The 19,988-nt window shown below is 62.3% G+C and carries 25 protein-coding genes; 6 read left to right on the forward strand and 19 right to left on the reverse strand.

The genetic code is table 11. The features are described from left to right. Positions 1 to 77: 77 nt before the first annotated feature. From maiA to hmgA, 6 genes are all read right to left on the reverse strand, one after another. Complete coding sequence (gene maiA / locus TRIHO_RS16295) at positions 78 to 716, reverse strand: maleylacetoacetate isomerase (RefSeq protein ID WP_068246009.1); 639 nt, start codon at positions 714 to 716, stop codon at positions 78 to 80. Further along, positions 709 to 918 carry a DUF2783 domain-containing protein gene (locus TRIHO_RS16300; protein WP_068246012.1) on the reverse strand — a complete coding sequence of 70 codons (210 nt, stop codon included), beginning with the start codon at positions 916 to 918 and terminating at the stop codon, positions 709 to 711. Before TRIHO_RS16300 ends, maiA begins: the two co-directional genes overlap by 8 nt. 6 nt (positions 919 to 924) lie before the next feature. Then, complete coding sequence (locus TRIHO_RS16305; RefSeq protein ID WP_068246015.1) at positions 925 to 2,538, reverse strand: FAD-dependent oxidoreductase; 1,614 nt, start codon at positions 2,536 to 2,538, stop codon at positions 925 to 927. Between the two features lie 120 nt (positions 2,539 to 2,658). Continuing rightward, positions 2,659 to 3,609, reverse strand: a complete 951-nt coding sequence (locus tag TRIHO_RS16310; RefSeq protein ID WP_068246018.1) for an MBL fold metallo-hydrolase — start codon at positions 3,607 to 3,609, stop codon at positions 2,659 to 2,661. A gap of 79 nt (positions 3,610 to 3,688) precedes the next feature. Next, positions 3,689 to 4,945 (reverse strand): fumarylacetoacetase, encoded by a 1,257-nt coding sequence (gene fahA, locus TRIHO_RS16315; protein WP_068246021.1) that lies wholly within the window; start codon positions 4,943 to 4,945, stop codon positions 3,689 to 3,691. Between the two features lie 108 nt (positions 4,946 to 5,053). Continuing rightward, complete coding sequence (hmgA, locus tag TRIHO_RS16320) at positions 5,054 to 6,409, reverse strand: homogentisate 1,2-dioxygenase (RefSeq protein WP_068246024.1); 1,356 nt, start codon at positions 6,407 to 6,409, stop codon at positions 5,054 to 5,056. 76 nt (positions 6,410 to 6,485) lie between these two features. On the opposite strand from hmgA, the gene TRIHO_RS16325 reads away from it, so the two are divergent. Genes TRIHO_RS16325 through TRIHO_RS16330 form a run of 3 tightly spaced genes read left to right on the forward strand, consistent with a single transcriptional unit; the run spans position 6,486 to position 8,196 of the window. Continuing rightward, complete coding sequence (locus TRIHO_RS16325; RefSeq protein ID WP_068246027.1) at positions 6,486 to 6,941, forward strand: MarR family winged helix-turn-helix transcriptional regulator; 456 nt, start codon at positions 6,486 to 6,488, stop codon at positions 6,939 to 6,941. 22 nt (positions 6,942 to 6,963) lie between these two features. Beyond that, entirely contained in the window at positions 6,964 to 7,218 is a 255-nt protein-coding gene (locus tag TRIHO_RS24375) for a hypothetical protein (RefSeq protein WP_332307233.1), read from the forward strand. 54 nt (positions 7,219 to 7,272) lie between these two features. Next, entirely contained in the window at positions 7,273 to 8,196 is a 924-nt protein-coding gene (locus tag TRIHO_RS16330) for an adenylate/guanylate cyclase domain-containing protein (RefSeq protein ID WP_332307234.1), read from the forward strand. 157 nt (positions 8,197 to 8,353) lie between these two features. On the opposite strand, the gene TRIHO_RS16335 is transcribed toward TRIHO_RS16330, so the two are convergent. From TRIHO_RS16335 to TRIHO_RS16350, 4 genes are all read right to left on the reverse strand, one after another. Continuing rightward, entirely contained in the window at positions 8,354 to 9,163 is an 810-nt protein-coding gene (locus TRIHO_RS16335) for a division plane positioning ATPase MipZ (protein ID WP_068246029.1), read from the reverse strand. Between the two features lie 339 nt (positions 9,164 to 9,502). Next, positions 9,503 to 9,724: a 50S ribosomal protein L31 gene (gene rpmE, locus TRIHO_RS16340; protein WP_068246031.1), complete on the reverse strand. Its 222-nt coding sequence runs from the start codon at positions 9,722 to 9,724 to the stop codon at positions 9,503 to 9,505. 11 nt (positions 9,725 to 9,735) lie between these two features. Next, entirely contained in the window at positions 9,736 to 10,107 is a 372-nt protein-coding gene (rplS, locus tag TRIHO_RS16345; protein WP_068246033.1) for a 50S ribosomal protein L19, read from the reverse strand. 294 nt (positions 10,108 to 10,401) lie between these two features. Next, positions 10,402 to 11,601 (reverse strand): MFS transporter, encoded by a 1,200-nt coding sequence (locus TRIHO_RS16350; RefSeq protein WP_068246036.1) that lies wholly within the window; start codon positions 11,599 to 11,601, stop codon positions 10,402 to 10,404. Positions 11,602 to 11,668: 67 nt separating this feature from the next. Here TRIHO_RS16350 and TRIHO_RS16355 point away from each other — a divergent pair, with 67 nt between their 5' ends. Beyond that, positions 11,669 to 12,100 (forward strand): helix-turn-helix domain-containing protein, encoded by a 432-nt coding sequence (locus TRIHO_RS16355; protein ID WP_068246039.1) that lies wholly within the window; start codon positions 11,669 to 11,671, stop codon positions 12,098 to 12,100. On the opposite strand, the gene trmD is transcribed toward TRIHO_RS16355, so the two are convergent. Then, entirely contained in the window at positions 12,082 to 12,885 is an 804-nt protein-coding gene (trmD, locus tag TRIHO_RS16360) for a tRNA (guanosine(37)-N1)-methyltransferase TrmD (protein WP_068246124.1), read from the reverse strand. The two genes, TRIHO_RS16355 and trmD, sit on opposite strands and share 19 nt — an antisense overlap. Before the next feature lie 85 nt (positions 12,886 to 12,970). On the opposite strand from trmD, the gene TRIHO_RS16365 reads away from it, so the two are divergent. Beyond that, positions 12,971 to 13,984: a phosphotransferase gene (locus TRIHO_RS16365; protein ID WP_082705174.1), complete on the forward strand. Its 1,014-nt coding sequence runs from the start codon at positions 12,971 to 12,973 to the stop codon at positions 13,982 to 13,984. 23 nt (positions 13,985 to 14,007) lie between these two features. Here the strand turns inward: TRIHO_RS16365 and rimM are convergent, their stop codons facing one another. From rimM to ffh, 8 genes are all read right to left on the reverse strand, one after another. Further along, complete coding sequence (rimM, locus tag TRIHO_RS16370; RefSeq protein WP_068246044.1) at positions 14,008 to 14,511, reverse strand: ribosome maturation factor RimM; 504 nt, start codon at positions 14,509 to 14,511, stop codon at positions 14,008 to 14,010. A 1-nt stretch (position 14,512) separates the two neighbouring features. After that, the gene (locus TRIHO_RS23935; protein WP_165595922.1) at positions 14,513 to 14,656 is read right to left on the reverse strand and encodes a hypothetical protein; all 144 of its coding nucleotides are present in this window, start codon (positions 14,654 to 14,656) and stop codon (positions 14,513 to 14,515) included. 12 nt (positions 14,657 to 14,668) lie between these two features. Next, positions 14,669 to 15,322: a 5,6-dimethylbenzimidazole synthase gene (gene bluB, locus TRIHO_RS16375; RefSeq protein ID WP_068246047.1), complete on the reverse strand. Its 654-nt coding sequence runs from the start codon at positions 15,320 to 15,322 to the stop codon at positions 14,669 to 14,671. Positions 15,323 to 15,326: 4 nt separating this feature from the next. Further along, positions 15,327 to 15,695, reverse strand: coding sequence for a 30S ribosomal protein S16 (rpsP, locus tag TRIHO_RS16380; protein WP_068246050.1), 369 nt, complete (start codon positions 15,693 to 15,695; stop codon positions 15,327 to 15,329). Positions 15,696 to 15,753: 58 nt separating this feature from the next. Next, on the reverse strand, positions 15,754 to 16,062 hold the full coding sequence (locus TRIHO_RS16385; RefSeq protein ID WP_232367814.1) for a chorismate mutase: 309 nt from the start codon (positions 16,060 to 16,062) through the stop codon (positions 15,754 to 15,756). Further along, positions 16,055 to 16,663, reverse strand: a complete 609-nt coding sequence (locus TRIHO_RS16390; protein WP_068246052.1) for a GNAT family N-acetyltransferase — start codon at positions 16,661 to 16,663, stop codon at positions 16,055 to 16,057. The genes TRIHO_RS16385 and TRIHO_RS16390 overlap by 8 nt, the downstream gene beginning before the upstream one ends. Continuing rightward, positions 16,660 to 17,190, reverse strand: coding sequence for a GNAT family N-acetyltransferase (locus TRIHO_RS16395; protein WP_068246053.1), 531 nt, complete (start codon positions 17,188 to 17,190; stop codon positions 16,660 to 16,662). Before TRIHO_RS16395 ends, TRIHO_RS16390 begins: the two co-directional genes overlap by 4 nt. A gap of 94 nt (positions 17,191 to 17,284) precedes the next feature. Then, positions 17,285 to 18,823, reverse strand: a complete 1,539-nt coding sequence (gene ffh, locus TRIHO_RS16400; protein WP_068246061.1) for a signal recognition particle protein — start codon at positions 18,821 to 18,823, stop codon at positions 17,285 to 17,287. Positions 18,824 to 19,232: 409 nt separating this feature from the next. Between ffh and TRIHO_RS16405 the strand changes: the two genes are divergently transcribed. Beyond that, positions 19,233 to 19,955 (forward strand): hypothetical protein, encoded by a 723-nt coding sequence (locus TRIHO_RS16405; protein ID WP_068246064.1) that lies wholly within the window; start codon positions 19,233 to 19,235, stop codon positions 19,953 to 19,955. Positions 19,956 to 19,988: the final 33 nt, after the last annotated feature.

Consider the following 19,988-nt stretch of genomic DNA (forward strand, 5'->3'; position numbering starts at 1 on the left):
CCCCGCAGGGGCGCGCGCGGCGCCGGTCGCTTCGGGCAAAGCCCGAAGCGAAACCTCTCGCGGTCATCCCATGCCTGCTAGACCGAAGGCTGATGGCGATCGGGGTGGGCGGCGGCAAACGCCGGGTGTTTGGCACAAGCGGCCTCAACCTTCAGCAATCGCGCAAATGGGGTCAGGTCTATCTCCCAGCGTCGCGCATTGTAGAGCTGGGGCAAAAGGCAGATGTCAGCAAGCCCGGGGCTGTCCCCGACGCAAAAATCCGCCTCTGGCCAGTGCTCCAGCAAGGCCGAGAAGGCCGTCAGGCCGGGGGTGATGAACTGTCGCATCCAATCGCCCATCTGCAGGGTGCCCCCGCTCTGAGCAACGCCAAACCGGGCGACAGAGAGATTGCAGACCGGGTGCAGATCCACAGCGATGCTCTGGGCTAGAGCCTCCACATGGGTGCGCTCAATTGGATCCGCTGGCAGCAGGCCAAGGTTTCGCGTCCGGTCCAGGTAGCTCAGACAAGCAAGGGACTGGGTGAACCGGGCGCCGTCGATATCGAGGACCGGCACCAGGCCTTGTGGATTGCGCGCCAGATGCGCGGCCGTGCGCTGCTCGCCTGCGATCAGATCGACGGGCCTGATGTCATAGCGGATCGACGCCAGATTGAGGGCGATCCGAAGCCGGTAACTGGCAGAGGAGCGCCAGTAGTCGTAAAGGACCACGTCAGACATCCTCGACCCCGGTTCTGGCGCAGACCAAGGCCTGTTTGAGGATCTCCGGATCGCCAATCTGATTGGCAAGGATCAGGATCAGTCGCGCGTTGAGCGCATCGCTCTGCTCTTTGCTGAGCCCCTCATGCGCGGCCAGCAGGGCGGCGTAACTGTCGTCAGGCGTGGCGAGGTTCGGGGTGAGGATCAGGTCATGATGGGGCATCCGGCGTCACTCCTTGCCGATGGCGCGGCGCAGGGCGGCGCGGGTTCCGGCCTCGTCAAAACGGTGCCAGCGCGCGGCGACGTGTTGATCTGGCCGGATCAGATAGGTTGCTGCGGTGGCCGCTCCCAGGTAGCGCGCCGCGAAGGCGCCGCTGGGGTCATCCGCCGTCACAAGCGGCAGACCGGAGATCGTGACGCCGGCCTCTTCAAGATGTGCCGGGGCGTCGCAATTGATCGCAAGCAGGGTGAAGCCGCCGCCGAGGCGCTGCAACAGGAACCCGTCGCCCAGCGGCGCATCCGGGCACGGCGCACCGGGGCGCGTGCGGGCCGGGCCGGTGGGCAGGTGATCCGGACTGTTCAATGCGGAGCCATCATAGACTGAAGGCAGGGACAAACGACCGGAGTTTACCATCGGACGGGCAAAGGCGTGATGCTCTGAAAGATCCAGCACCGCATTGCGAAACACCCGCGAGATCTCCGATTTCGGTGTAATGAAATCTGTTGAGCGGGAAGAGTTCAGAATATTCTCTTCCGCTGCGGCGATCCGTTCGGTGTCGTAGCTGTCCAGAAGACTGTCATCCGCGATGCCGTCCAGCACCAGTTTCAGCTTCCAGATCAGGTTGTCGGTGTCCTGGAAGCCGGAGTTCGCCCCACGCGCCCCGAAGGGCGAAACCTGATGGGCGCTGTCCCCGGCAAAGATCACCCGGTCGTGGCGAAACCGCGCCATCCGGCGGCACTGAAAGGTATAGATCGAGACCCACTCGAGTGCGAACGGAACCTCCTCCCCCAGCATCGCCCGGAGGCGGGGGATGACGTTTTCGGGTTTCTTCTCTTCGGCTTTGTCGATGTCCCAGCCTAGTTGCAGGTCGATGCGCCAGACGCCGTCGGGTTGCTTGTGCAAGAGAGCCGATTGACCCTGATTGAAAGGCGGGTCGAACCAGAACCAGCGCTCGGTTGGGAAATCCGCCTCCATGGTGACGTCGGCAATCAGAAAATTGTCCTCAAATACACGCCCGACGAAATCCAGCCCCAGCTGTGACCGTATCGGCGACCCGGCGCCGTCACAGGCAACAAGCCACTCTGTTTCCAGCGAATATGCCCCGTCTGGCGTGTCTATCGTCAGCGTGACGTGATCCCTGTGTTGCGCAACCCCGGTGACCCGGTTCCGGCCCCGAATTTCGATGGGCGCGCCAGCGGCTTGCAAGGAGCGGACCCGGTTCACGAGATCGCTTTCGACATAATATTGTTGCAGGTTCACAAAGGCAGGGAACTGATGTCCGTCTTCCGGAAGCAGGTTGAAGTCATAGACTTTGCGATCTCTGAAAAAGACTTTGCCGAGGTTCCATTCGACGCCTTTGGTCGCCATCAGATGGCCAACTCCCAGCCGGTCGGCGATTTCCAGCGTGCGTTTGGCAAAGCAGATGGCGCGGGAGCCGGAGCTGACCTTGTCATTGTCGTCCAGGACCACCACGGGGATGCCGGACTGCGCAAGGTCGATGGCGGCGGCAAGACCGACAGGCCCGGCGCCAACCACGAGGACCTTGTGGCGCCTGGGCCGGATCGCATCCTGATCCGCATGGCGCTCGTAGGGGTAAAGCGGCGCTTCGAAATTTTTGGTCATCCGGTCTCTTCCCTTCCGGTGGTCAGACAGGGGCCGGTCCCCTGGGGCGGGAACCGGATGGCCGCGGGCGATGCAGCATAAAGCTTGGCCGGACCGGACCCGACGTTGGGCCGGTGCAAATCAGGCTTGCAGCGCGTCCCACATGTCGAGATCGCGCTGGGCGGTCCAGATGCGGGGCGTGTCGATGCCGCGGGCCTCGTCATAGGCGCGCGCGACGTTGAACGGCAGGCAATGTTCGTAGATCGCGTAATCCTTGAACTTTGGATCGCAGGCCTCGCGGACCGCGTCCCAGGCCTCTTTCAGCGATCCGCCGCGTGCGGCGACCCTGGCTGCGGGGCGGTAGGTGCTTGCGACGAAATCACGGGTGTTTTCAATGGCGGCATTGACCATCTCCTTGCCCAGAAGCGCGTCGCCGCGGCCGGGGGCAATGGCGTCCACGTCATAGGCCTTGATCCTGTCGAGCGTCTGCCCCCAGTCGGCGAAATGCCCATCGCCGCAGTAGCAGGCCGAGTGGTATTCGACGATGTCGCCGGTGAACATGACGTTCTGATCCGGCACATGGATTACCGCATCACCGGCGGTATGGGCACGCCCTAGGTGTCTGATATCCACGCGACGATTGCCAAGGTAAACTGTCATGGCGTCGGAAAATGTGGTGGTCGGCCAGGTCAGGCCGGGGATGCTTTCATGCCCCTCGAACAGGCGCGGGAACCGCTGAAACTCGCTGTCCCAGTCTTCCTGCCCCCGCTCGACGACCATGGATCTGGCGGTGTCGGACATAATGATGTTCTCCGCCCCAAAGGCGGACGCCCCAAGCACCCGCACCGCATGATAGTGTGTCAGCACGAGATGAGAGATCGGTTTGTCGGTCACCGAGCGGACGCATTCAATGACCTTGTTGGCCAGCCGTGGCGTGGCCTGGGCCTCAACGATCATCACGGAGTCGTCGCCGATGATGACGCCGGAGTTGGGATCGCCTTCGGCGGTAAAGGCATAGAGCCCCTCTCCAACCTCGGTGAAGGAAATGTTCTTTTCGCTCATGTCGCCTTGGGATGCGAATGCCTTGGCCATATGTTCTGTCCTTTTTTCAGTGCGCAGAAGGAGCGGGGGCGCTGCCTGCGCGGGGAAATCTGAGAGTGGATGACGCGCCTCAGCGCGCATAAGGGTCGTCAAGCGCAGCAATCACCGTGCCAGTGCAGTCGCCGAAACCAATGGTATAGCCATCGCCCCGGGCTGCGCCCTTCAGCGTCAACCGGTCACCATCCTCGATAAAGCTGCGGGTCTCGCCGCTGGGCAGCGTCAAAGGCTCCTTGCCGCCCCAGCTCAATTCCAGAAGCGAGCCGCGTTCGTCCCTGTTCGGGCCGGAAATGGTGCCGGACCCCAGCAGGTCGCCGGCGTTCATCGGACAGCCCGAGGTGGTGTGATGCGCCAGTTGCTGGGCGGCCGAGTAATACATCTCCCGGTAGTTGGTCCGCGCGATTGTGGCCTCTTCCCCACCCTCTGGGCACAGGGTCACCGATAGGTCGATGTCATAGAGCATCGGCCCGCAGTCCTTCAGATGATCGAGGAGGTCGACCTCACGCGCGGGCGTGTCGCAGCGGAACGGCTCCAGCGCCGCTTTCGTCACGATCCAGGGGCTGATCGTCGTGGCGGTGGCCTTTGCCTGGAAAGGGCCAAGCGGCTGGTATTCCCAGGCCTGGATGTCGCGCGCGGACCAGTCGTTCAGCAGCACATAGCCAAATATGTTGTCGTCTGCTTCCTGCACGGTGATGGGCCCGTCCGATGGCACGCCGACAAGCGCCCCGATCTCCAACTCGATGTCAAAACGAGCACAGGGCGCCCAACGGGGCGCGTCGTCATTTGGCCCCTTGAGCTGGCCCCAGGGGCGGCGCACATCGGTGCCGGACACCACGACGGAGGAGGCCCGCCCATTGTAGCCGATAGGAATATGCAGCCAGTTCGGCGGCAAGGCATTTTCCGCACCCCTGAACATGGTGCCGACATTGGTGGCATGGTGACGCCCGGCATAGAAATCGGTGTATTCAGACACCATGACGGGCATATGCAATTCAGCATCCGTCATGTGCACCAGGCAAGGCTCAACCACCGTCTGCTCCGGTGCGTCCTCTTGCAGCAGCGCGACCAGACGGTTGCGCAGCGCCGACCACACCGCAGGCCCTTCCTCCATGACTTCGTTCCAAAAGGGCATCTCGAACATGGGCGCGCCGCCGAGATCGATCACCCCCGTGGCTTCGGCGGCCTGCAGATCCAGGATCATGTCCCCGATGGCGACACCGCATCGCGGATCCGTACCTGCGGTCGAGAACACCCCATAGGGCAGGTTGTTCAAAGGGAACGGGTGATCGGCCGCATTGGCCGATGTGACCCAGGATTTTGTCAAAGGCATAAGGCTTCCTTTTGGCGCTGCGGGCTCATTCGGCCCTGCTTCATCTTTTCAAAAATATCTCGGGGGTGAAGGCGGCCCCGCAAGGGCCGCAGAGGGGGCAGAGCCCCTTCACTTCTGTCCGGGGGTGCCGTCGAATTTCTTTTCGAGAGTGCTCCAGCAGTCGATGTAATCATCCTGCAGTGGCGCGTCTTTGGCGGCAAACTCTGTCAGATGCTGTGGAAAACGGGTCTCAAACATAAAGGACATGGTGTTTTCCAGCTTGTCTGGCCCGAGGTTGGCATTTGATGCCCCCTCAAACGCCTGCCGGTCCGGCCCATGTGGCAACATCATATTGTGAAGACTGATGCCCCCCGGCACAAAGCCCTGCGGCTTTGCATCATACTGGCCGTAGATATTGCCCATCAGCTCAGACATGATGTTTTTGTGATACCAGGGCGGGCGGAACGTGTTTTCCGCCACCATCCATCGGTCCCGGAACAGGACAAAGTCGATATTGGCGGTTCCTGGCTGTCCCGAGGGCGCGGTGAGCACGGTAAAAATCGACGGGTCCGGGTGATCAAACAGGATCGCGCCCACCGGACAATAGGTCCGCAGGTCATATTTGTAGGGCGCATAGTTGCCGTGCCAGGCGACCACATCCAGCGGGCTCTGGCCAATCTTTGTCTCGTGGAACTGACCACACCATTTCACGGTAAGGGTCGAGGGGACCTCGTGATCCTCAAAGGCTGCCACCGGCGCCTTGAAATCGCGCGGATTGGCGAGACAGTTGGCGCCAATCGGCCCCCGGCCGGGCAGGTCGAATTTCTGGCCGTAGTTCTCGCAGACAAATCCACGCGCCGGGCCTTCCAGAACCTCGACCCGGTAGACCAGGCCGCGGGGCAGGATGGCGATTTCCTGGGGGGCCACGTCGATCAGACCCAGCTCGGTGGCAAAGCGCAGCCGCCCTTCCTGGGGCACCACCAGCAGTTCGGAATCGGCGGAGTAGAAATAGGCGTCCTTCATCGATTCGGTAACCAGATAGATATGGCTTGCCATGCCCACCTGGGTGTTCACATCCCCGGCCGTCGTCATTGTGCGCATGCCGGTCAGCCAGGTCAGCCCGGTTTCCGAATGTGGCACCGGATCCCAGCGGTACTGCCCCAGCGAGGTCACATCCTGCGGCATATGCGGCGCGGTTTTCCACAGGGGCAGATCAATTTTCTCATAGCGATGCGAGTGTTTGACGCTGGGACGGATGCGGTAGCACCAGGTCCGCTCCGGGCGATCCGCGGTAAAGGCGGTGCCAGAGAGCTGCTCTCCATAAAGGCCGTAGTTGCATTTCTGAGGGCTGTTCATCCCTTGCGGCAACGCGCCGGGCAGGGCTTCGGTTTCGAAGTCATTGCCAAATCCGGGCATGTAGCCTTCGGTGGTGCCCTGGTTCGACGGGGCCTGGATCATCTGGTCCGGTAGTGCGTGACGGGTCATCGCGGTCAACCTCCTCTTGCATTTCCCTCTCGGTAATAGTTGATTTTGTAACTAACAAGGGAGGCGATGCGCGCAGATGGGCGAGAACGATGATTTTGTGGTGCAGGATTTCCTGCCCTTTTTGTTGAACCGGGCCGCCGAGGAGTCGTCGCTGGAGTTTCAAAAGCTCTACAAGGGGCGCTATGGGATGTTGCGGACCGAATGGCGGGTGCTGTTCCACCTGGGCATGTACGGTCGGATGACGGCGCGCGATATTTCGCTGCGGGCGAAGATTCACAAAACCAAGATCAGCCGCGCGGTGGCCAAGATGGCTGAACGGCGATGGGTCCTGCGCAGCCGGGACCAGGCGGACCGCCGGTCAGAGCATCTTGAGCTGACGACGGCGGGGCGCGCGGTCTATGAGGATCTGCGCCAACGGGCCAAAAGCTATGACGCCGGTCTGACGCGCCAGTTCGCGCCGTCGGAAGTGGCGCTGTTGCGTCGCATGTTGCGGCAGTTGGCAAGCCAGGAGGCTCCGGCTAAACCTGAGTGAACCCGACAAAAAGGCCAGCACCATGACCGATGCCACCACCATCGCCACCCTCAAGGACTGGTTGATACAGCAGGGCCTGAAGGCCGTCGCGCGCGAAGACATGCTGCGCGCCTTCTGCGAAGAGCTGGTGCGCCTGGGGGTGCCCTTGCTCCGGATGCAATTGGGCCAGCGTGCCTTGCATCCGGAATTTGGCGGTATCGGGTTCACCTGGACCCGGGCCGATGGCATGAATTCAGAATATTTTCGCCGACCGGAAGAACCGCGCGACAATTGGTAACTCAGCCCATTCTACGCCCTGCTCGAAAGCGGTGAAGAAGAGCTCTGTGCGGAGTTGACGGACACCGAGGAGCACCGCTTTCCAATTTTTGCCGAACTCCGGGCGATGGGCGGCACCAGCTATTTGGCCCATTGGCAGCCGGTCGGCCAAAAAACCCGGCAGGAGTATGATCCGGCCTCGACCATTGTAGCAGAAGGGGTGCTTGCCTCCTGGACGCTGGATGGCGACCCAAAGGAGGCAGAACAGCACCGCAACCTGATCCGTGGCTGCTTTGAAACGCTGGCGATCGTGCTCGCGGTGGACAGCAACCGCGAAATGGGCCGGTCGCTGCTACAGGTCTATCTGGGCCGCGACGCGGGGAGCCGGGTGCTGTCGGGCGAGATCACGCGCGGGTCATCGCAGTTGATTGATGCGGTGATCTGCCTGTTCGATCTGCGGGATTTCATGGCGCTGTCGGAACAACTGCCGGGGACGGCCTTGGTGGAGCTGTTGAACGATTATTTTGGTCACGTCGTGGATGTGATCCACGCCCATGGCGGGAATATCCTGAAATTCATGGGCGACGGGGTGATGGCGATGTTCAACCTTGGCACGCTCGAAGAGGACGTGCAGGCGGCCTTGCGGGCGGTGGCGGAGCTGGGGCCGCGGATGGAAGCGGTGAATGCAGATCGTGCGGCGCGGGACCTGCCGCTGGCGGGATACACGATGGCGCTGCACGCGGGCGAGATCCTCTATGGCAATATCGGCGCGCCGCATCGTCTGGACTTCACCGTCATTGGCCCCGCCGTCAACCTGACCGCCCGCATTGCCGATATGCATCGGACGGTGGAGCGCTCGATCATCCTGTCCGAAGATGTCCGTCGGGCAGCTGGGGCGGAACGTGACAACCTGATTTCGGTCGGCCGATACATGCTGCGTGGGGCGGCTGCGCCGGTGGAGCTGTTCACGATCTGCCCGGCAGAGACAGGGCCTGCCTGAGCACAGGGCCAGCCCGCGCCAGCGCCGGGATCACCGGACGGTTTTGAGCCATTGAGCCAGAGCCTCGACAGGACGGGATGCGGCCAGGACAAATGGCGTGGTTCCCGGCCCGCCGTCTGTGTCCTCGTCCTCGGTCGGCAGTCGGTCGGCACAAAGGTCAGATGTCGATTTCGACCCCGGGCAGGTTCAGGGCCTTCATCATGTCGCGCAATTCCTGGCGCGCCGCGATGTTGGAGATATTGAGCTGTTTGACGCCCACGTCCTTGAGGTCCAGCAAGGTCAGGCCCCGCGGAAACAGCTCGCGAAAGACGACCCGCTCGGAAAAGCCCGGTGCGACACGGAACCCGATGCGTTTTGACAGCATCTTGATCGCGCGCTCCATCTTTTCCTTGTTGACCATGCGCTGGGTGCCGACGCGGTTGCGGATCACGATCCAGTCGATCGGCGGCAATCCGGCCTGCGCGCGCAGCTGGCGCGCATTCCAGACCATTTCGGAATAGACCGAAGGTCCTTTGATCTTTTCGCCTTTGTCGTCGGTATGCGCCAGCAGGTCGAAGTCGACGAAACTGTCGTTGAGCGGGGTGATCAACGTGTCAGCGAGCGAATGGGCCACCTGGCTGAGCCGCGTGTGGGAGCCGGGGCAGTCGATCAGGATGAAGTCGTACTCGGGTTCCAGCTCCGAGATCGCGGCGGACAGGCGCAGATCATAGATGTTTTCGCCCGGTTGCAGGGTGTCCGGGTCGATGTCTGGCAGCTCGTAGAGCGCAACCATCGGCAAGGTCAGGTCGGCGGCGGCAATGAACGCAAGACGGTTCTCCAGATAGCGCCCCAGCGACCGTTGCCGCAGGTCGAGATCAAGCCCGGCCACCTTGTAACCCATCCGTCCCAGCGTTGTGGCCACATGCATGGAGACGGTGGATTTCCCCGCACCGCCCTTTTCGTTGCCGACGACAATGATATGCGCCATCCAAAAGTCCCTTTGAAACCGCGCCGTTCTGCGAGGCGCCTTTATCTTCGCGGTGACTATAGAGATCAGGCGAATCAATGAAAAGCGCATATGGCCCAGTCTTAGAGCCTGTTTTCCGACATTGCGGTTCAATAGATCGGTGCGGGCAGGGGGTGGCCTCATGGCGCCTGGATTTCGCGCGCTTGTGACGCGGCCCGCCTCTGGCGGCGGGGATCGCATGCGGCGGTGTCCTATGGTGAGGCCGCAGTCCGGGGCCGGGACACCAGGCCCCGGCCAGAAACAGAAACGCCGCCCCAGAGAGGGCGGCGCTCCAATTGGATAAATCCGTGGAGGATTGGCTTAGAAGCCAAGACCTTCGTATTTCTTTTTGAACTTGGACACGCGGCCACCGGAGTCCATGAGGCGGGACGAACCGCCGGTCCATGCGGGGTGCACGGTGGGGTCGATGTCCAGCGAAAGCTGGTCGCCTTCTTTGCCCCAGGTGGAGCGCATCTGCAGGATCGTGCCGTCGGTCATCTTCACGTTGATGAAGTGGTAGTCGGGATGGGTGTCTTTTTTCATGATACCACTCCTTACGCTTTGGCTTTGTAGTGCGCGTCTTCTGCGATACGGGCGGATTTGCCGCGACGCGAACGCAGATAGTACAGCTTGGCGCGGCGAACACGGCCACGACGCACAACTTCGATGGATTCGATGTTGGTCGAGAACAGCGGGAACACACGTTCGACGCCTTCACCAAAGGAAATCTTGCGGACCGTGAAGGACCCGGCGATGCCGCTGCCGTTCTTGCGGCTGATGCAGACGCCCTCATAGGCCTGCACACGGGTGCGGGTGCCTTCGGTCACTTTGTAGCCGACGCGAATGGTGTCGCCAGCCTTGAAGTCGGGGATGTTTTTCCCGAGAGCGGCGACTTGCTCCGCCTCGAGTTGTGCGATCAGATCCATCTGATCTTCTCCTTTTTCTGCTCGTGGTTTTGTCCACGAAGTTCATTTGAGGCACAGCGCTCTTGGTCTTCATCGGGTTCGCATCAAGGTGGAAACCTATCTGCGCCCGCCAGAGATGCGGTCTCGTTGCTTGTCGGCGCCGTTTGGGGGTGCAGGACGACCGAAGAAGGCAGGCCAAGGCAAAACCAAACAGGTCCAGACGACTCAGACAGAGCCCCGGACGCGCGGTAATTAGTTGAACGTCGCCGTCTTGGCAAGACCATTTGAAGGCCGTGGGGCCGTTGTCGCATGCCGTCAGACCCGATCGGGTACGTAGATCTCCACGAGCCGCCGCGTCAGGGCGATCAACGCGGCGACTGACAGGAGCGTCGCGATGGCGAGGAACAACCCCAGGTAGTTCAGGCTGCGGATCACTGGCAAGGTTGCCAGTGGTGACATGATTTGCCCCAGAAAGACAGAGGTTGTCATGATGCCAGCGGCGCGGCCGCGCCGGGCGGTGGGGGCTGATTTCAAGGCGATGTCATTGAAATTGGGCGAAACGGTTGCAAAGCCGAGGCCGACAAGGATCGCCCCCGCGAAGATCCCGCCAAGGCCGCTGGCCCGCGACAGGGTCAGCATGCCCATGGCCATCAGCCCAAAGCCAAGCGCAAAAAGCCCGGTGTGGCCGAAACGGGTCTTTAGTCTGCCGTAACGGGTCGCGACCAGCGCCCCGGCGAGGGTCAGGCCCCCCATCACGCTGCCGATCAGCGCGGTATTGGTAACGTCGAACGTGGCGATAAAGAAGGGCAATTGGGTTGGCATCGTGAAAAAGAAAAGTGTGGTCAGAAATTGCAAAGCTGCCATCGCCCAAAGGCCGGCGCCCAGCCCTGATTTGGATGCGTCCCCCAGTGCAGAAGGCACAGGATCGGCCGCGCGCCGGTGCGGATCGTGGAGTGCGGACCACAGATAGGGCAGCATCAGGAGCGCAACCGCGTGAATGGCAAAGACGTGGATGGGTGAGATCAGCGCCAGAAACCCGGCCAGGGTGATCGATACAAACCCCCCGATATTGCGCGCCGAAATCTGTAACCCCAGCAGGCGGCTGCGCTTCGGGCCCTCAAAATAGTCGGCAATCAATGCGGTTTGGCTCGTGATAATCAACGCCACGGCAATGCCAAGCGCCAGGCGGCTGATCAGGATCGCCGGAAGGCTGGACAAGACCAGCCCGGCAGAGCCCGCCACCGCGAACAGAACCACGCCCCACAACAGCATAGAGCGTTTGTCGGCGCGGTCGGCCAGCATCCCAGCGCAGCCGGCAAACAGCACCACCGCCAGCGAAGGGGCGGGCACCAGCATCCGGGTCAGCAGTGCCGCATTGGGATGAGCCGCAAAACGGGCCTCCAACCCTGGCAGGGCGGGGCTGATGGCCGCATTTGCCATGGTTGTCAGTGTTGCGGTCATCAGCAGGGCCACGGCGAAGCGGTCGGACAGCAGGGGGGATGTGGGGGCGGACATGCGGATTTCCTTGTCATGTGAGGGATGAGCGCGCAGGCTACGAATTCAAGCTCACTTGAGGTCAAGAATGAAATTGCTCGATATCGCTGAGGTCGCGCAGGCGGCCGGGGTTACGCCGTCAACGCTTCGGTATTACGAGGAAAAAGGCCTGATCCAACCGGTTGCGCGGCATGGGCTGCGGCGCCAATACGGGCCGCAGGTCCTGCAACAGCTGTCGCTGGTTGCGATGGGCAAGATGGCAGGATTTTCGCTGGATGAGGTCGCCGCGATGTTCGGGCCGACGGGACGGCCGGACATGCCCCGCAATGATCTTTTGCGCCGGGCGGAGAGGATGCAGGCCCAGGCCCGCCAGCTGGACGCCCTGGCACAGATGCTGCGCCATGTGGCCGAATGTCCGGCGCCGACACATCTGGACTGTGACAAGTTTCAGCAGCTGTTGCGTCTGGCCACCGCCACGCAAAAGCGTCGCCGACGCAGCGGTCAGTCGCCGTCGCGGTGACGGTTCTGGTAGGCGTCCCAAAGGTCGGGGCGTCGGGCCTTGGTGATGTCTTCGCTCATCTGGCGCCGCCATTCGGCGATCTTGCCGTGATGGCCCGACATCAGGACGTCGGGAATGGGACGGCCCTTCCAGTCGGCGGGGCGGGTATACTGCGGGTGCTCCAGCAGGCCGGAGGAAAAGCTCTCTTCTTCGGTCGAGGCCTGATTGCCCAGCACGCCGGGGATCAGGCGCACGGTGGCGTCGATCAGGGCCTGCGCGGCCAGCTCGCCACCGGTCATGACAAAATCGCCCAAGGAGACCTCCTGGATGCCGTAATGCTCCAGCACCCGCTCATCGACGCCTTCAAAGCGGCCACAGAGCAGGGTCATGCCATCGCAGCGGGCGAAATTCTGCATCATGGTCTGATCCATCCGACGCCCGCGCGGCGAAAGATAGATCAGCGGCCAGTTGCCGCGGGTGCCCGCCATGGCCTGCTCGATCGCCTCGCCCAGCACATCGGCGCGCAGCACCATGCCCGCACCGCCTCCGGCGGGGGTATCATCGACATTCTTGTGCTTGCCGATGCCAAAGGGCCGCAGGTCGATGGTTTCCAGCTGCCACAACCCCTGTTGCAGCGCCTTTCCGGTCAGGCTTTCCCCCAGGACGCCGGGAAAGGCGCCGGGAAAGAGCGTCAGGATCTTGGCCTTCCACACGCCTGCAAGGTCCGGTGTGTCGGTCATCAACGCGCGCGGTTTCAGGGTGGCACCAATGGAAAGGCGACCGTGGGATTTCGAAGGCTGGGTCATGGCGCTGTGCATGCCGCCGTTCACGCGCGTTTGCAATAGGGTTTTCACAGTTGCTATGCAGGGCTATCCAACCTGCGGAGCTGAGATGACGAAACCCCCGCCTGTCCCTGTGTCCCGTCTGAACCGTGCAGATCTGGTGCGAGATCTCGGCTGGACCAACGCAGCTGTGCAATGGCGCGAGATCAAATCCGTGCAGGCGCCGGACGCAGAACGTCACGTGTATTTGCTGGAGCAGACCGGCACCAAGCCCTTGATCGTGAAACATGAACCCGGCGTGGAGGCAGTCCGGTTTGAAGCCATGGTTGATTGCTACACACAACTTGCCAGCGCATTCGAGCCGGGAGGACGCTGCCAGATGGCGCCGATGGTTCTGGCGCGACCGGAACAGCGGTTGCTGGTGCTGGAGCATGTGGCCGGTCCCACGGCCCATGCACGGCTTGCGGCGGCGGATGTCGGGCTGGATCGGCGGGACGCGGTGATCCAGGCCTGTGCGGGCTGGCTGCGCCAGTTGCACGACCGGGCGGGACAGACGGGCGCGCATTTGCCGGGCTTTACCGGCGCGGCGCTGTTGCGCCGGGTCCGAAGACGGGCGCGTGAGGTGCGTGACGGCGGCCGGGAGGTGGTGTTTCCAAAGCGATTTCTAGGACTTTGCGCGTTGCTTCACCGGGTGATCGGTGACGCCGACGGAGCCCCGTGCCGACAGGGTTTGCGCCACGGTGATGCCCATGCGCGCAATTTCATCTTTGGTGGGGCGGCGCTCTGCGCCATTGATCCGCTGCCACGGGAAGTGGGTCCGGTGGCCTTTGACCTCACGCGTTTCATGACGCGGCTGGCCTATTCCTTTGGCGGCGATCCCGACGCGGAGGCGCCGGGTCCGGCGGGGCTGGCCGGTTTGCCCAAGGTCGACTGGCAGGCGCTGGAGGCAGGCTATGGCGCCGCCATCGAGACTGATCCCGTTGTGCGGGCGCTGTTGTGCCAGCAGCTTTTTAACGATTGGCTCGGGATGCCAGCCGCCCGCGACGCGCGTTCGCCGTCGCAGCAGCGCCGGATCACGCAGATCGCCACGATGTTCGAGGCGATCCGGGACAGTCTGGCATAGGTTGGGCGCAGGCGCGGCGCGGGCTAGAACAGCCCCTCCGGGGGATCAGCGATGATGCGGCCCTGGTCCAGATCCACGGTTGGCACCGCTGCAAGCGTGAAGGGCAAGAGTACCGTCCCTTTCAGCGCCGGGCCTTGCAGCTCCAAGAGGTCAGCCGCCCCGTGATTCTGCACCGATTTGACCGTTCCCAGCAAGGTGCCGCCGGTGTCATAGACCTCAAGCCCCATCAGGTCGGCGTGGTAATATTCGTCATTCGGCAGGGAGGGCAAACGGTCGCGCGGCGCATAAAGCTGCACGCCTTTCAACGCGTCTGCCTCTTCCTTGGTCTCGACGCCGGCCAGGCGCGCGGCAAAGCCGTTTTTGACCGGGCGGGTCAGGGTCAGCGCGTAGCGGGTCTGACCATCTTCGCTGAGGAGCGGCGCGTAGTCCTCGATTTCTTCGGGAACGGCGCAAAAGCTCTTGAGCCGAATTTCGCCCCTGACACCGTAAGATCCGGCGATCGCGCCGACGCAGATGAGTTCGTCCATGTCACATCCGGCAGATCATGCCGGTCCCCGTTTCTACTCTGACCCAGTCGCCGCCCGCGAGGTGGCAGCGGTCGCGGGCGCCGCTGCGTTCATACAGGACCCCCGCGCCAAAGGCGACCAGGGTAAAGATCAGCAATCGTATCATACGTGCCGACCGTCAGCGTGTTTCGATTGGAAGCGTGGCAAACCGCTGTTCCCACCCTTCCTGTTCCAGTTCCGGCGTGTCTGACAGATGTTCCGGGTGACCGATACAGAAATAGCCGATCAGCTTCCAGCTTTCGGGGACGGCCAGATCGCGCGACATCTGGTCGGGGTCGAGCACCGAAACCCAGCCCAGCCCCAGCCCTTCGGCCCGCAGGGACAGCCAGAACAGTGTGATCGCCGTGACCACCGAATAGCGGCGCATTTCCGGCATGGTGCGGGCACCAAGCCCGTGCCCCTTGTCGGTTTGCTCGTCACAGTAAAAGGCGATTTGAACCGGCGCTTCGCGCATGCCCGACAATTTCAGCCGTGCATAGGTGGCGGCCCGGTCATCGGAGTAATCCGCCAGAGCAGCAGCATTGGCGGTTTCAAAATTCTTCAGAGCCGCCGCGCGGGCGGTCTCGCTTTCGACGCGCAGGATGCGCCAGGGTTCGCTCAGGCCCACTGAGGGGGCCAATGAAACGGCAGCGAGGCAGCGCGTCAGCACTGCCTCGTCCACCGGATCGGTGCGAAAGCGCCGGACATCCCGGCGCAGTCGCATCAACAGATCAAGCTCGGCGCGGAACGCTGCGGGGAAACACCCGGTCTGATCCTCGCCAAGCCCGGTCACCGGCTTATTCCGCGTCTGCGGTTGCTTCGGCGGCTTCAGCTGCCTTGGCGGCCTTTTCTTCGGCGCGATCCTGGGCTTTCTTGCCCGGGGTGCCTTTGTTGGGGTTGTTGCGCGCGGGCTTTTCACGAACGCCGGCTGCTTCGAGCATACGTGCAACACGCTCGGTCGGCTGGGCGCCCTTGTCGAGCCAGGCCTGGATTTTTTCCATGTCCATTTTCACGCGCTCTTCGCTGTCTTTCGGCAGCAACGGGTTGTAGGTGCCCAGTTTCTCGATGAAACGGCCATCGCGCGGCATGCGGCTGTCAGCAGCCACGATGCGGTAGAAGGGACGTTTCTTGGAGCCGCCGCGGGCCAAACGGATTTTCATTGCCATGGTGTCATTCTCCTTTGATGGCGTTGAACGGGGTGTCCTGATGTCAGGAATAACCCGCCTATTCTTGGTGTTTTCGGTGGTGGCGGATGACCTCATCAATGATGAAGTTCAAAAACGCCTTGGCGAATTCGGGGTCGAGATCGGCCTCTTTCGCCAGGTCTTCGAGACGTTCGATCTGCGCCGCTTCGCGCGTGGGATCGGACGGGGGAAGGTCGTGTGTCGCCTTTAACAGCCCGACGGCCTGGGTGTGTTTGAACCGCTCGCCCAGGGTGTAGACGAGGATTGCATCCAGACGGTCGATACTGTCGCGATGCCCTTTCAGCAGCGACGCCGCGCGGGTCACCGGATCGGCTGTGGTTTCAGTCAAGGGCCCATCCTTTCGGTTTGAAGAGAGGGTCGGCATAGTGGCCGATTTCCATCTCGATGCCATGCGCGAGTTGGCTGTTGGCCAGTTGCGCCGGGCTGGGGTGACGATAGACCGCATCGTTGCCGTCGATGGTCGGTGCGGCGGGGTCTTTTTTGGCGCCAAGACGCTCTGCCAGCCGGATCGAATCGAGGTTCTTCGGGTCGATGTAGCTGACCGCCCCGTCCCAACCGGCCTGGGTATAGAAATAGCGCCGCGCCGCGTGGGTCGCTTCCAGGGCGTATCCTCTGCCGGCCTTGTCGGGCCAGATGATCCAGGCGATTTCGCGCTGTGGCCAACCCGCAGGCTGCCAGCCGCCGGCCATGCCATAGGTTTCCTCGGTCACCCGGTCGTGGATCATCCACATGCCAAAGCCGCGGATCTGCCAATGGCCGACCTCTGCCGCATAGAGCATCCAGGATTCATACGGGTTCAGCGGTCCGCCCATGAACCGCGCCCGGTAGGACGTGAAGGTCGCCTTGAAATTCGGGTAGTCTTGCGGTTCCGGGCCGCGCAGGCTGAGACGTTTGGTTTCGATAACCGGGATCGCGGGGGCGGTGCTCATGCGTAGGCCTCCAGTCCGGGCCCGGCGGAATCCGGGGCGTGGCGATAGACCAGATCCATCGGATCATAGCTTTCGGCATCCGGGTCCAGACGTGCGCCCATCCGCTCGGCCAGGGCGATGGAGCGCCGGTTGTTCTGGTCAATGTAGCTGACAAGCGTGTCCACGTTGAGGATCTCGAAAGCATAGTCGCGCATCGCCGAGGCGGCCTCGAAGGCGTAACTGGCGCCTTCGAATTCGGCAAAGACGATCCAGCCGAGTTCCAGTTCGGGGAAATGCGGCGGCTGGCTGATCCAGACCTGACCGGCAAGTTGGCCGTCCTTGGTTTCAATCGCAAGCCCGCCCCAGTCGAAAATCTCCCAGGAGCCGACCTCGGCCAGGAGGCCGGTCCACAATTGCGACCGGGAGTCGGGTGCATCCATGAATTTCGACCGGTCGCTCTGGTAGAACCGCCACAAGGCTTCCAGATCGGACTGCTTGTGGGGGCGCAGGATCAGACGGTCGGTTTCGATGGTCGGAGCAGACGTCAAGACACACCTCGTACATCACAAACAACGCCACGACAGGCGACGCACAGCACAATGTGCGGAACTGCTATGATCGAAAGATTGATCACCGCTCCGCCTATTTCTTCTTGCCAAAACCGGACAGGCCGCCGGGCAGACCCATGCCGCCACCGAGGCCACCAAATCCGCCGGGCAAACCGCCTTTGCCGCCCATCGCCTTGGCCGCAGCTTCCAGCGCCTTGGGGTCCATCTGGCTGGGGTCCATGCCGCCGGGCAGCCCGCCTGCCATATCCGGCATGCCGCCCCCCTTGCCGAACATGCCCTTCATGGCCTGTTTCAGCATCTTGCCTTTGCCCATCTTGCCCATCTTCTTCATCATGTCCGCCATTTGCCGGTGCATTTTCAGAAGCTTGTTCAAATCGGAGACTTCCATGCCGGAGCCGTTGGCGATGCGTTTCTTGCGGCTGGCCTGCAGCAGCGCGGGGTTGGCGCGTTCCTTTTTGGTCATCGACTGGATCATGGCGATCTGACGCACCACGGTCTTGTCGTCAAAGCCGGATTCCTCGACCTGCTTGGCCATTTTTCCCATGCCCGGCATCATCTGCATCATACCCTGCATGCCGCCCATCTGCTGCATCTGTTCCAGCTGCATGCGCAGGTCGTTCATGTTGAACTGACCCTTCATCATGCGCTTCATCATGCGCTCGGCCTGTTCGGCCTCGATGGTGTCCTGTGCCTTTTCGACGAGGGCGACGATATCGCCCATGCCGAGGATCCGGCCCGCGATCCGGTCCGGTTCAAAGGTCTCGATGGCGTCCATCTTCTCGCCGAGGCCGACAAAGCGGATCGGCTTGCCGGTCACGGCGCGCATCGACAGGGCTGCACCGCCGCGCCCGTCGCCGTCCATCCGGGTCAGCACGACGCCACTGATGCCGATCTTGTTGTCGAACTCCTCGGCCACCTCGACGGCGACCTGACCTGTCAGGCCGTCAACCACCAGCAGCGTTTCGCGCGGGTTGACGACGTCGCGGACGTCCTCGACCTCTTTCATGAGGACTTCGTCGATCTGCAACCGACCGGCGGTGTCCAGCATGTAGACGTCATAGCCACCCAGCGCGGCCTGCTGTTTCGCACGGCGGGCAATATCGACCGGTTTCTGACCGGGCACGATCGGCAGGGTGTCGACCCCGACCTGTGCGCCCAGCACCGCCAGCTGGTCCATCGCCGCCGGTCGGTAAACGTCGAGCGAGGCGAGGAGGACTTTCTTGCCCTCCTTTTCCTTCAGTCGCTTGGCGAGCTTGCCGGTGGTGGTGGTCTTGCCCGAGCCCTGCAGACCGACCATCAGGATCGGCGCGGGCGGGTTGTCGATCTTCAGCGCGCCGGGATCGTCCTCGCCGCGCAGGGTCGCGACCAGCGCGTCATGCACGATCTTGACGACCTGCTGGCCGGGGGTCACCGATTTGGTGACCGCCTGACCGGTGGCCTGGTCCTGCACCTTCTTGACGAAATCACGTGCGACCGGCAGCGAGACGTCCGCCTCCAGCAGCGCGACGCGCACTTCGCGCAGGGCGGTCTTGACGTCCTCTTCGGACAAGGCGCCCTGTTTGGTCAGCCGGTCAAAGACTCCAGACAGGCGTTCGGATAGATTTTCAAACATGCCCTTGCGGCCTCCTTTGCCGGTTTAAACCTCTGCCCCAGATGTAAGGGGCGGTGAAACGATGCACAATCACCACCTGGCCTGCCGATGCAAGATGGGGGCGATCCAAACAGTATTGCCCCCACGGGCGCAACGCGCTGGTGGAGGTCGATCCCCGGCAAACGCCAAGGACCGGAAGACAAGTGTGGCTTCCGGAGTTGGCAGGGGATTAGCGGCGCTAAAGCCGAGAGTCAAGCCAAGCCTCCGTTTGGTCCTGCGCAAGCAATCGGCAGATTTCCACCGCTGGCCGCAGTTTTTGGCGGATCACCACCGAAAACGAAAATATGACCCGAATTCAACGCGGGCCAAGTTGACGACCTGCCACCCGTTTTGGTCAAAAGAGACCGGATCAGGGAGTTTAATAAATTCAATGGTAAAAGTGCTTATTCTGGGCAGCGCCCCTTATGCGGTTGCCGCGGCCGACTGGGATCGCGGGGCTTTTGACTATATTGTTGCGATCAACAATGCTTGGCGCATCCGGCCGGACTGGTCACATATGATACATCCCGAGGATTTTCCGCAGGACCGTCGGCCGGTGCTGCTGGAGTCGGGGCAGACGGTGGTCACCGCCGAGGATTACGTTCCGGCACAGAACATCTATGGCGGGTTTGTCTATGCGGGCGGCACGATGGCCTTCACCGCAGGCTACTGGGCGCTTGCCGCCTTGCAGCCGACTCATCTGTGTTACTTCGGCTGTGACATGGTTTACCCACAAAACGGCAAGACGCATTTTTATGGCACCGGCACGGCAGATCCCTTGCGCGATGACGTGACCCTGGCCAATCTGGAGGCCAAGGCCCGGCGGCTGGAGGTTTTCGCTGGTCTGCAGGGCTGCGCCACCGTGAATCTCAGCCCGCACCGCAGTGTTTTGCCCTATCAGCGCGCAAATCCTGGCGATCTGGATCAGATCCGCCCGACGCGGATTGCGCCACAGGCGGCACAGGCGGTGCGTTTGCGCGAACAGGAATTGGGGTATTTTGTCCCCTCGGGGCGTTACTGGGAGCACCGGGAGCGGTTCTCTCCGGCGGCCATTGCCGAAGTCGATGCCGCCTGGCTTGGCTGCTTCAGTCCCGAGGTGGCCGCCGTCGCCTGAGCGGTGATTTTTCCACCAGGCGCGTCGGCGGGC

It is taken from the genome of Tritonibacter horizontis, from assembly GCF_001518015.1.
Classification (GTDB): domain Bacteria; phylum Pseudomonadota; class Alphaproteobacteria; order Rhodobacterales; family Rhodobacteraceae; genus Epibacterium; species Epibacterium horizontis.